This window comes from Echinimonas agarilytica, from assembly GCF_023703465.1.
GTDB classification, from domain to species: Bacteria; Pseudomonadota; Gammaproteobacteria; order Enterobacterales; family Neiellaceae; genus Echinimonas; species Echinimonas agarilytica.
Genome location: NZ_JAMQGP010000009.1, coordinates 65,355 through 78,191, shown reverse-complemented (window position 1 = coordinate 78,191; position 12,837 = coordinate 65,355). Strand labels below are relative to the sequence as shown.

The following is a 12,837-nucleotide window of genomic DNA, read 5'->3' as shown; positions in this document are numbered from 1 at the left end:
TTGAGGACAATAGCAGAACGACTGTGTTGAATGAGCTAAAGGGTCGGTCAAAATTTTGAATTTAACGTCTAAGTCACAGAGTTATAACGAGGGTAATTTGTTTGAGTTGAAACATAAATCTGAAAAGTTCGAGTAAGCACATCAGTTGCTCATTGAAATCACAGACAGTTTGATGGCGCAGAGTCGAACACAAAAAACCGCAGACTAGCTGCGGTTTTTTAACATAAACACGTAAATGAAGACTTAGAAGTTCACCCGCGCGCCAAGCCTAAAGTTGCGGCCCACATTGTATTCACTGTAGGTACGAGACTTAGACGCGTCGCCGTCCAAAGGATTACCTTCTTCAAAGATTGGAGCATCAACACTATCGCCCATCTTCACGAATCGACTGGTGTAGTATTTACGCACATTCTCATCGGTAATATTGGTCGCTTGGAATGTTAAAGACACCATGTCATTCACTTTGTAAGATGCTGAGAAATCTAACGTGTCACGTCCTTCTTCCCATAGGCTTCCGCTTTCAAATGAACGGTCAGATAACTGATCAGAAGTACCTTGATACGACAAGCGAACCTGGTGACCATCCTGCTCCCAGAATCCAGTCAAGTTGTAGCTGTGTTCTGGCGTATAAGCAACGGGTAGCTCCGGCAGATAAACAGAGTCGTCAACTGAAGAAACTTCTTGGTCGTATGAGCTGTCTTGGTACGTATAGTTGGCTTGAATACCGAAACCTGATAACCAACCTGGCAAGAAATCATAGGTTTGTAAATACTGGAGTTCAACGCCAGCAATACTTGCACCCTTGCCGTTCACGATACTCGTGGTCTTGAACTGAGCACACATTTCAGACAAGTCACCAGACAGGAACCAGTCTTGATTCATTTCAGTCGAACCTTGAACACGCTTTGGCATACAACCTTGAAGATTTGTTTGAGCATCATCTCCAGGGAGTAAGATTAAGTCATCATTATTATAAGCGGGGCCATCTGGCAACATTTCATTGCGCAAATCATCCATATAGGTGATGACTGTTTGAGATTCTTCAAAGTTAGTCATGTCTTTGTAGAAGAAGCCCGCCGATACCATACCGCTTTGATCAAAGTACCATTCAAATGACAAATCTAAGTTGTTCGATTCGAGTGGATCGAGCTTAGTGTTGTACATGGTGATGGTGTTATTACGGTTAAATTCACCCCATTGAGTTTCTTTAATAAACACATTTGGACGAAGCGAATCAATTTGTGGGCGCGACATTGTTTTCGACGCGGCAAATCGAGCGATTTTGGTATCGTCTATGGCGTAGTTCAAGTTGAGGCTTGGTAGCCAAACGTCATAGTCGTGCGTATTGGACGTGTTTTGCGTGCGTTGGCTTCGGTCTTCAGTGGCTATTAACCCACCATTTTCATCATATACGCGCTCACCATACACATAATTTTTTTCAGTTGAAATGTCGCTATGGCGCCACAACCACCACTCAGCGAGTTGTTGGTCTCCCCCCACAGCATAAGGGTCATAGCAAGCACCGCCATTAACTGCCGCAATCGGTGTATCGTCACGATAGTCAGCCGTGCCGTTAGTGTTATACCCTAACCCATCTTGACGAGCCCAACGGGACGCCTCGTTGTAGTCAGTCCCCATAAATGGAATAGCACCACAGGCCGGTAGGCTTGAGTCCCCTGCTTCCATAATTGCGAACGGGTCAAAGATGCGCCCTAAATTAGCCGTATCGTAGGCAAATTGAACACCATTTGCACCATGCGATTCCACTTCGGTTCGGACATAACGTACGCCTATATCACCGGTTAGATCGCCATCAAGTAGATCGAAACTGCTTTTAGCGTATATCGCTATATTATCAAGCTCAGTGTTACGCGTTTGAGCATCCCAAGGCGTGAACTCCGCCGCTGAACTCCCCAAGGCAACGTCCATCGCTTTGAAAGCTGAGAACGTATTCCAGCCATTAGTGAATTGATCACGACCATAGCCAAGGCCCGACATAAAGTCATTCACTGGAAAATCTTCACCCGTCGCGAACATATCGGCAGTAATTGAACCAATACCGTGCGGCAACGTGCGGACTTCACCCGTATCTGGATCGTAAACCACGACGCCTTCGCCAACGGTATTAAATTCTCCACGTTGATCATCAACATACTTTTCACGGTTCGACCACTTCGCCCCAAATTCAATGAGTGAGACAGGACCAAATTCAACATGCCAATCAAAATCAACATTTGCAGACTTTTGGGTATCTTCCACCGCAACTAACGAACGAGACATATACGAGAGGTGTTGCGCATCAAGTTCTTGCGGGTTAAACATGGTGTTTGAGCGGTTGTCGTCTTTGCTAGCGGGATCATTTGGATCAGTGTTCGCCCCGTAATCGATGAAGCTTGTTCCCCCCACAAGTCGACAATTACTTGAACCTGTGCAATCGAAGCCAACAGGTTCAACGTCAGCTGTTGGCGTATGAATCATCTGCCAAGCCCCCATGGTGTGATAGCTCTCTAGCACCATGTATACAGAATTGTCAGGTTCTTGCTCAGATTTGGAGTAACCGAGTCCAGCTTTCATACTCAAGTCATCTGAAATGTTATGACTGAGCTCGAACGACACCAATTTGTTTTCATTACTGTATTTGTTTTCGGACTGCAGTAAGCCGCCACTGCCGAAACGATTCACGTTTTTTACATACGTCTGCGTATTCATGTCAATCGTGTGCCAACTACTTTCCGGATCTGTTTCAGTCGCAGGTCCTTGCCCTAGCCCAGGGTCTACTCCTTCAACTAGGTTGTCATAAGTAGCGAAGCGTGTTTGCACACCATGCATAGAGTTTTCGACATCTTGTTTGGCCCAGTTCAGATTCAGATTTAACTCTGTATCCTCAGTTGCCAACCATTGCATCCCTAAATTAATGCTTGTCCGGTCGCGGTCATTATTAAAGGCTTCGTAACGGGTGGTTTGAGGTGAAAGCGCCCAAACGTCTTCGACTAAGTTACCTTCAGTATCTGTTGCTTGGTTTGAATGTTGCGCCACCCAGTTTTCAGCAACATACTGATCTTTGCGGTAGGAATTCGTTTCTGTGACAGCAGTTAAAATTACACCAAAGGTTTCATCTAGGAATTTACGAGAAAAAGTTCCGGAAACTTTATAGTTTTCATCTTCGGACAAATCGTTGTAACGCCCTTCAACTGCCAAGGTATTAATTTCATAGCCCAGGTCGAGTGGCTTATTGGTTAGCAGGTTGATGTTAGCACCCAAAGAACCTTCTTCATGATCGGCACTTGGCGTTTTAACGACTTCAATTTTTGACAGAATATCAGATGAGTACTGCGATAAATCGACACCTTGGTTAAATTCAGTAGAACCAAGCTGTACGCCATTGAGACTGATATTGTTTTGGTTTGAGTTCGCGCCGCGAACAGTAATTTTTGCACCTTCGCCATCAGAAGTTTGTACAGACACCCCAGTCACGCGAGACAATGCTTCAGCGATGTTTTGATCGGTTGTTTTACCGATATCTTCAGAGTTAATTGAGTCTGAAATGTTTTCGCCAAAACGTTTGTCATTAATGGTTTTCTTTAAGCTACCACGTAAACCTGTGACTTGAATGACTTCTACATCACTATTGTCACTTGATTTTTCAGGTACTTCTTGCGCTTGAATTGCGAGCGGCAAGGATGCCAGCAAAGCGAAACAGATTGGATTGAGTCTGAATTGACTGCGTTGAATATTCATCATTCTCCCCCGAGAATTTACAACTAGAAGATTCTGTAAGAACAGTATTGAATTTGAGCTTGTTCTATGAGGAGTACATTACGCTTACGACACTTACCTTACAATGACATATTGTTAACAATCTTCAATTATAGCTACAACTCACATAATGGAAAATATCCTTACATATTAACATTTTGGCTACAATTTTAATCGTTTTAATTGACTCAGATCATGGCGGTTAATGGCTTGTTAATGTTGATTAGATACAAGGTTAATTAAGCTTGCGACGAGTGTTAAATTGGGTCACTTCTTGTTGGTCATAATCTATTTCCGACAAGCGATATCCCGAGAGTATTGCTCACTCAAATAGAAACCAATGCGTTAACCCATCATGCTATTTAGCCATTGCGATGTATTAGCATCCAAATCGAGACAGAGTTTATGCTAGCCCTTCACCAATATCCTCAACACCAAGTCTGCCGCTATGTCGTTTACCAGTGACTTGAAAATCTACTCAGCTCACATTTGTCGAAAGATAAATCAATATTGCAAACTGTTAACAATGTCACGGTAGTTAGGTCATTTTGATTAATTTAATGGATTATGTGGCTAACCATTTGGTGATCAATAGTGGGAATTTTAAGATTGTGTACAATATTCTAGACTGTTTAATTACACGATTAATTAAAAAATAGAAGCTTGATAATGTTATCAACCCAAATGAATCAGCGTAATTAACTGTGATTTATATGCTTGATATAATTTGTTTTTTGCATGGTCCCTTTAATGAAACTTGGCTTTCAGGCAAAATACACATTGTATACATTTACGCTCTTAAGGTTTTTACTTTTACGTTTTTTCGTTCTTTCGTTAACAACTTTGCTTAAGAATTGAAGTGTACTGTTAGTAAACTAAATCCAACGTCACGGTTTATTGTTTTTTATTTACAATACGTCGCCGACTAATTGTAATAATGCACTGAAATGACTAGTATGACGGCATTATTGATCAGATTGGAAGATATATGGCCCTCGCAAAACCAGCAAAAATTTTGTCAGTAAAAGATCAGATAGCTGATCAAATTCGCTCAGACATCATTGCCGGCGATCTTGCGCCAAATACGAAGCTCAACGAAAAAGAGCTTGCCGAACGGTTTGGCCTGTCGCGTGGCCCCATTCGTGATGTTATTTTACAACTCACGAAAGAAGGTTTACTCATTTCTAAAAACAATTGCGGTGCGTCGGTCAACAGCGTGCTAGAGCCCAAACTGCAAAAGTTAATGATTAACCTCAGACGCAACATTGAAGTCTATGCCATTGAACAGGTAAAAGATTCAATGACTGATGAAGACTTTGCAGAACTCGACAACATTTTGGCTGACTTGCAAGATGCATTCGAGCGAGAAGACTTCACCGAAGTAACCAAGTTGGATATTTCGTTTCACAATGCAATTGTATACAAAGCAGGTGGTGATGAGCTTGTGAACATATGGTACCCGTATGTGATGCGTATGCGCCTAAATTATAAGCGTGTTGCTACCGGTAGGCAGTGTGTTGACGAACATCGAGCAATTGCTGACGCAATGCGTAACGGTGATACCGCCCAAGCGATTAAGGCTCTCAAAGCAAATATTAAATAATCTTCTCATTTTAAAGCCCCCTTTTGCTCACTGCTGTGGGGCTTTAAAATCAAGAGACTGTAATACTCACTTTCCCATAAGTCGTTCAACCTCTAGTTTGCGTAACGCCTGCTCTAAACTCATTTCTTCGTCTTCAGCCATATAGTGGTTTACACTTCTGCGAATGAAGGCGGCGTCGAACTTGTATTGTTGTGCCAACGATTTGCATTTTGTCTTCATTTCTTTCTCGGCTAGCGCTGCTAAAACTTGTTGTTGGTACAACGAAATGACCTGATCAAAATTGTTGTTGTGTTCCTTTAGTAACATCTTCAATTTTGCTTTTGGAATACGGTAGCTAGAACTTGTGTGGTTTAAGGCCGATTTAAAATCTGTGAACTGCGTCCCTGCCACACAATGTACTTCGACTGGTGAATGTGGAGAATCAAATCGATGTCCATTAACTTCGTATACAAAACCTTTATAACTTAAACGTTGAGTTGCTTCTTCACCCAACTTTAAACCTGCCGCCACACTTTGTTGCAACCTGTGTTCTAACTCATTTAATTCGGACGCATCCCACATTTGATAGACAGAAATGGCGCGAGCATATTTTTTGGCTAATTTATCTTTGACCACATCGATTCTGCGTCCAAGTAAACCTGACGGTTCATGTTTCAAAAGCTGGTGGCATTCTCGGCACGCTGGAATTTCCAAATTATCGGAATGAGGCTGGATCACATTTCGGATTGAAGTTGGCGGCGCGAGATCATATTCAGTAGCAACGCATCCGCAATAGAAGCAACAGTTAAAGTCTTCGCTGTTAATCGCAATTAAACGTTGATAATTTGCAGGTGTGATATGCATATAAAGCTCTTAAGTGAAATGCCCATTCCATTCTCGCAGACATAAAAAAAGCCCCTATGCATAGGGGCTTTTTCCGTATTAAAACTTCTAAGCGCGCAGTAAATCGCGGTTCATAGCCAGCGCATTCATAGATGCATATCGAGCGATACGGTCATTCATAACGCGAAGCATACTTCCTTGAACCATATTTTTGTGTTCGGTCAGACAAAGTTTTTCGGAAATTAACATAATTAGCGACGTCGACTCATCACTAGCCACAGTAATAAACAAACCCGTTTGTTCAGGAGTATCCAACTCCACGACCATCAGCTCAGTGAGCGTTAAATTGGCAGATGACGGTAAGAAAAACCAACTTTGCGGTAACACTGGCTTAAAGAACTTACGCGCCGACACAGCGCTCATTGCGTGGTTCATTGCAATCGTGTCATCAAGCCCGCATTGCTCTGTGAGAATTTCATACGTTGAATGTAGAAATGATAAATCTTCTATCGCCAAGCTCTGTTTTCGCATAGCGTCGCCGCACAGCTGAGCCTTGCGTAACCCCGTTGAGTAGCAACTATCGACATCCGAACACACTTCCAGCGTGTTGGTAACTTCATTGTATTGCCAATGCCAATCCTTTCTGGCGATGTTCATTGGTTTGTTCCTGTCCGATCAACCGCGATCAATGTACACCTTTTCATCAATGATGTGAATATGACGCATGTCAAATTAACGTAAATTTTTCACCAAGTTATGAATCAATGGTGGTCCTTTGTAGATAAACCCTGAATAGATCTGCACTAAATCGGCGCCAGCGCTCATTTTTGCTTCGGCCGATGCTAATGAATCAATACCACCCACACCAATAATCGGTAGCTTGCCATCTAACTCTGTCGATAAGCGTTGTACAAACTCAGTCGATCTCAATTGTAAAGGTTTGCCACTTAACCCACCGGCCTCGTCACAATGAGGTAGTCCTTTAATTTCTTCTCGAGATAAGGTTGTGTTGGTTGCAATAACACCATCGATAGAATGACGCACGAACGAATCTGCTGTTTGAGCAATTTCTTCATGAGTCATATCCGGTGCAATTTTCACAGCAATAGGAACATATCGATTGTGTTTCTTTTCAAGCTCAGTTTGGCGTTCTTTAAGACTCGCGAGCAAGTCGTCTAACGCATCGCCGTATTGCATCGAGCGTAAGCCCGGAGTGTTGGGCGAAGAAATATTGACCGCCACGTAATCTGCATGTTCATAAACCTTATTTAAACAAATTAAATAGTCGTCTTTTCCATGCTCGACTGGCGTATCTTTGTTCTTACCAATGTTAATACCGACTAAGCCAGTGCGATGTTTTACCTGCTTAACCTGCTCTACTAGATAATCAACGCCCTTGTTGTTGAACCCCATGCGGTTAATGATCCCTTCGGCGTCCAACACACGAAACAAACGGGGTTTATCATTGCCACCTTGAGCCAAAGGTGTGACCGTACCAATTTCTACAAAGCCAAACCCTAATGCAAACCATGCATCTAAACATTCGCCATTTTTATCTAACCCTGCGGCTAAACCCACTGGGTTGGCAAAATCGAGCCCCATCACATTACGAGGCGAACCTTGTACACGACCGTCCAACATTGCGCGCAATGGAGTTTTACCAATTTTTTTGAGCATACCAATGGTAATGTCGTGAGCTTTTTCGGGGTCTTGTGCAAACAAAATTTTTCGGGTCAGATCGTAATACATAGCGCTCTTAGTCTGAAAACACACCGCCGCTATGGCGGTGTTTGATGTGAGATTGGCTTATTGTAACGGATCGCTGGTATGACTTAACAGCATGAGTTCGCGTAAAGCGACGGAGAATTTGGCATATTCATGCCCTCTGACCGTCTTAAACTCGTTCAACATCTGTATCCAGCGCGAGATTGATGCCCGATGCTCTTCAAACCAACGATCCACCATACTCTGAGCCTCGCAACCGTCTTGGCAATAACGATCAACGGCCAGAGTTAGAGCACGTTGTTGCCAATCGAGTTCTTCTCTAAAAGACGCGCGAGCCAACGCTTGCCAATGATTAGCGACAGGTTGCTCACTAATTTGCTCTAGGAACCAATGCAGTTCCAATTGAGCGCCCAACTTGAAATAGATCTCTGACACCAGTTCAATAGGTCTATTTTGAAGTTGTGCAATCTGAGCAATATCTAATGTTGAAAATAAAGTACTCAATGTCGCCATTTTTTCAGCAAGTGAGGCTGGTAAACCTTTTTCTTGATAGTCCTTTGATTGTTGTTGCAATACTTGCCATTCCGCAGGCACCAAACTCGTTTCCAAATGATTTAATACACTTTCAAACGCGGGTAAATAAAACATCACTGAATCGTTAATCGACATCGCCCGGTTACGGTGGCGCACAAACCAGCGAGTTGCGTGGCGCAAGATGCGTCTAATTTCGATCATGCACTCAAGTTGAGTAGAAGCTGGAACCAAATTGTCGCGAGATTGCAGTTGTTCCCGAATCTCGGTAGCTTTGAATACTTCCCGCGCCAGCGTGTAGCTCGATGCAATTTCGTTAATCTCTGCACCCGTTTCATCTTTCATTCGATTGACAAAATTGAGCCCCATGTCGTTGACAATTTGATTCGCAATTTGAGTCGAGATAATTTCAGAACGCAACGGGTGATCGAGCATTTGCTTGTGGTAGGTGTTTTGCAAGTACTTTGGAAACGCCTTGGCCATTGTGGATGCGTGAAAGCTATCGCTCGTAATGACATCGTTATTAAGCGCTTCTTTTAACACCATTTTGTCGTACGAAATCAAAACTGATAGTTCCGGGCGCGTTAGCCCTTCACTCATCGCTTGGCGCTGGGATAACTCCTCATCACTAGGCAAAAATTCGAGACTGCGATCTAAGATCCCGCGCCGCTCTAAGTCTTGTATCAAACGTATTTGTTCTTTCAATAGCGCGGCCCCACGGGACTGCGTGACGCTAATGCTTTGCGTCTGTAAATAGCAATCGTCCAATACCATTTCTGATACTTCATCTGTCATTTCGACCAGCAACTTGTTGCGTTGCTTGCGTGTCATCTCGCCAGCTTGTTCAACCAGCGTTAATAGAATTTTGATATTAACTTCATTGTCTGAGCAGTCGACCCCCCCAACGTTATCGATGAAATCTGTGTTCACTCGGCCCCCGTTACGAGCAAATTCAATCCGCCCCAGTTGTGTAGCCCCTAAGTTGCCACCTTCACCTAATACTTTGGCTCTCATCTCAGTACCGTTGATACGCACGGCATCGTTTGCCCGATCCCCCACATCTGAGTGACTTTCAGATGCAGCTTTGAAGTAAGTGCCAATCCCGCCATTCCAAATTAAATCAACCGGTGCCTTGAGGATCTGCTGCAACAAATCATTGGGTGTGAAAGTTGTAGACGCCAGCCCTAGGGCTAGTTTCGCTTGTTCAGATACCGTAATACTTTTAGCTGATCGTTCATAAATACCCCCCCCCTCTGAGATAAGGGAGTAATCGTAATCAGTCCAGTTCGAACGCGGCAAATTAAACAAACGCTCTCGCTCTGCGAAAGATGCTGAGGCATCTGGATTTGGATCGATGAAAATATGTAAGTGGTTAAACGCCGCCAATATTTTAGTATGCTTAGACAGCAACATACCGTTGCCAAATACATCACCTGCCATATCGCCAATACCAATGGCTGTAAACTCGGTGTTTTGACAATCAATGTCCATTTCTCGGAAATGGCGTTTCACTGACTCCCAAGCACCTTTTGCTGTAATCCCCATCTTTTTATGGTCATAGCCCTGACTACCGCCAGAGGCAAAAGCATCACCAAGCCAAAAACCATATTCTTCAGCGATTTCATTGGCAATATCAGAGAAAGTCGCAGTGCCCTTGTCTGCCGCAACCACTAGATAAGAGTCGTCTTCATCATGGCGCACAACAGACTGCGGTGGGACTAATTGCCCTTTTACCATGTTGTCTGTGATATCCAGTAATCCACGAATAAAAATTCGGTAGCACGCTTGGCCTTCAGCAATAAACTCATCGCGCGATGCGCCGGTTTTTTGTTGCTTGCACACAAAGCCGCCTTTGGCACCAACCGGCACAATCACCGTGTTTTTAACTTGCTGAGCTTTCACCAAGCCCAATACTTCAGTGCGGAAATCTTCGCGACGATCTGACCAGCGCAAGCCTCCCCTTGCAACTTTGCCGCCGCGCAGGTGAACGCCTTCCACCCGCGGTGAATAGACGAAGATTTCAAACTCAGGCAGCGGTAAAGGAACGTCTGGAATCAGATGCGGCAACATCTTGAAAGAGACATACGGCTTGTGCTCACCTTGCTCAATTGTTTGATAAGCGTTGGTGCGAACTGTCGCGGAGATGAGTGCCATGTAACGACGAATTATTCGGTCTTCATCTAGATTTGATACTTCGTCGAGTAGCGATTCAACTTCGGCAACGCAAGCCTCGTGATTGGAATCACGATCAGCTTGTTTGTGTTCAATATTAAATCGTTGATCAAATGCTTTAACCAACAGAGCTGCCACAGCCGGATAACGATTCAGCGCATCCTCTATATACTGTTGGGAAAAAGATACGCCCAATTGCCGCATGTATTTGGCGTACGCCCGAAGAATAGACACCTGACGAGCCGTTAATTTGGCACCAAGTACTAAGCGGTTAAAGGAGTCGTTTTCATAGTCGCCACTCCACACCCCACCAAGCGCTTGTTGGAAACGTTCTTGGCATTGTGCCAAGTCCAATGACTCGTTCCCCAAATGGAGCATGTTAAATTCGAGTATCCAACTCACATTGCCATCTGTATCTCGAACCTCATACGGACGCTCACCAATAACTTTCAACCCGAGGTTTTCAAGCACTGGTAACACATCTGATAACGGGATGGGTTGGTCTCGATGAAACAATTTTAAACAAACGCGGTCGGTACCTTTGTCTTCTTGTGGCTGGTAAAACAGCATGCCCAGGTGGTCGGCATCGTTGAGCTGTTCAATTTTATCAATATCGACCAGCGCGGAGTTAGGAAGCGTTCGTTCTTTATAACTCGGCGCAAATCCATTTTCATATTTCACGGCGAGCTGACGGCCATGGTTATCGCCAAATTTTCGCGTAAGAGCCTCTCCGAACCTGTCATCCCACGAACGTGCGGCTTCAATCAAATTATTCTGTATCTCGTTCACATCAACATCCTGCTGGTTATTGTCAACGTGGACAATGTAGTGGGTTCGGGCGAGTTCTGACTCGGAGAAAAAGGTCGTAAACTCAACCGTTGATCGACTCCCAAAACTTGCTTGTAGAATGGCCTGAGTATGGCGGCGAAGCTGAGTGTTGTAACGCTCTTTAGTCACATAAACCATGCAGGAGTAAAACCGCCCAAACAGTTCTCGGCGGACAAATAAGCGCGTCATGTCGCGCTCTTGCATTTGCAACACTCCGACCCCCACTTCAAGTAACTCTTGTTGTGTGGCTTGTATCAACTCGTCGCGCGGATAGGTTTCGATGATGTTGAGTAAAGCTTTATAGGCGTGGGATCCTTTGATCAAGCCTGACATACCCATCACTTGATCAAGTTTGGTTTTTAGTAACGGAACGTGCTGAGCGCTGTTGTTATAAAGCGCTGAGGAATACAACCCTATAAAGCGGTGCTCACCAATGACTTTGCCCTGTGCATCGAATCGCTTAATGCCAATATAATCTGGAAAAGCATTGCGGTGAACTCGGCTCTTTTGATTGGTCTTTGTTAAAATTAATACTTCTGGTGAAACGGCTGCTTCTTGACCAGAGGAAATCATATCGCTCAAGCGGATCACCGGATTCACAGGGTTAAGCTTGAGAATACCAAGCTCGGTTCCAGCAATAACGCGCACTTCATAGTCACCCGCGATTGGGACTATATCGGTTTGGTGATACCCCATTAGTGTGCAATTGCCCTCTGACACCCACTGTAAGTAACGTAGCACCTCTTCTTTGGGTAACCCTGAATCGGGATAGTCAGTGTTTCGAACCTCTTGAATGACGCTCTCAAGCTGCCCTAACATAGGTTTCCAATCGTTTACTGATGCCGCCACATCAAGCAATACACTTTCAAGTTCTGTCAGTACCGCATCTCGTGATTCAGTGCTAGATTGACGATCAATTTCGATGTGGAATAGTGTTTCCAACTCAGACTGTGAGGCATCGACATTCTCCTCAATTCCGGTGACCTTGCCGGAGTCATCACGAGAAACGAGCACTGGGCTATGTAACAATAAATGACATGTAATTCCGAGCCTTGTGAGCGCCATGCGCACTGAATCAACTAAAAACGGCATGTCTTGGGTGACAATTTCTATCACGGTATGATTAGAATGCCAGCCGTGCTGTTCGAGCTCAGGGTTTAAAATGCGAATATGTGCTTTTTCGCCATCGTAATCATTGGCCAAATTCCAAAGACTTAACAGCGCTCCATACAAGTCGCTATCACTGCGCTTGCTTAAGTCCTCTAAAGACACCCGCCCGTAAATCAATTGTGCGAGATTCCGAACTGAATCAGGCCCGCTTTTTACGTTTTGGCAAATTAAATCAAATACTCGGTCGAGTAATACGGGCGTATTTTGGGAGCCAGTGTTCGGCATGCGTG

The 12,837-nt window shown here is 44.2% G+C and carries 6 protein-coding genes; 1 reads left to right on the top strand and 5 read right to left on the bottom strand.

Features of this window, described 5'->3' with window-relative positions; all coding sequences use genetic code 11:
* Nucleotides 1–243: 243 nt before the first annotated feature.
* Nucleotides 244–3,741 carry a TonB-dependent receptor gene (locus tag NAF29_RS16065; RefSeq protein WP_251262650.1) on the bottom strand — a complete coding sequence of 1,166 codons (3,498 nt, stop codon included), beginning with the start codon at nucleotides 3,739–3,741 and terminating at the stop codon, nucleotides 244–246.
* A gap of 1,003 nt (nucleotides 3,742–4,744) precedes the next feature.
* Here NAF29_RS16065 and NAF29_RS16060 point away from each other — a divergent pair.
* The gene (locus NAF29_RS16060) at nucleotides 4,745–5,359 is read left to right on the top strand and encodes a GntR family transcriptional regulator (protein WP_251262649.1); all 615 of its coding nucleotides are present in this window, start codon (nucleotides 4,745–4,747) and stop codon (nucleotides 5,357–5,359) included.
* Between the two features lie 66 nt (nucleotides 5,360–5,425).
* On the opposite strand, the gene NAF29_RS16055 is transcribed toward NAF29_RS16060, so the two are convergent.
* The 4 genes from NAF29_RS16055 to NAF29_RS16040 all read right to left on the bottom strand — a co-directional run bounded on the left by NAF29_RS16055 (nucleotide 5,426) and on the right by NAF29_RS16040 (nucleotide 12,832).
* Nucleotides 5,426–6,202, bottom strand: a complete 777-nt coding sequence (locus tag NAF29_RS16055) for a hypothetical protein (protein ID WP_251262648.1) — start codon at nucleotides 6,200–6,202, stop codon at nucleotides 5,426–5,428.
* 87 nt (nucleotides 6,203–6,289) lie between these two features.
* Nucleotides 6,290–6,838, bottom strand: coding sequence for a cell division protein ZapC domain-containing protein (locus NAF29_RS16050; protein ID WP_251262647.1), 549 nt, complete (start codon nucleotides 6,836–6,838; stop codon nucleotides 6,290–6,292).
* A 75-nt stretch (nucleotides 6,839–6,913) separates the two neighbouring features.
* Nucleotides 6,914–7,930, bottom strand: a complete 1,017-nt coding sequence (pyrD, locus tag NAF29_RS16045; RefSeq protein WP_251262646.1) for a quinone-dependent dihydroorotate dehydrogenase — start codon at nucleotides 7,928–7,930, stop codon at nucleotides 6,914–6,916.
* A 57-nt stretch (nucleotides 7,931–7,987) separates the two neighbouring features.
* Nucleotides 7,988–12,832: an NAD-glutamate dehydrogenase gene (locus NAF29_RS16040; protein WP_251262645.1), complete on the bottom strand. Its 4,845-nt coding sequence runs from the start codon at nucleotides 12,830–12,832 to the stop codon at nucleotides 7,988–7,990.
* Nucleotides 12,833–12,837: the final 5 nt, after the last annotated feature.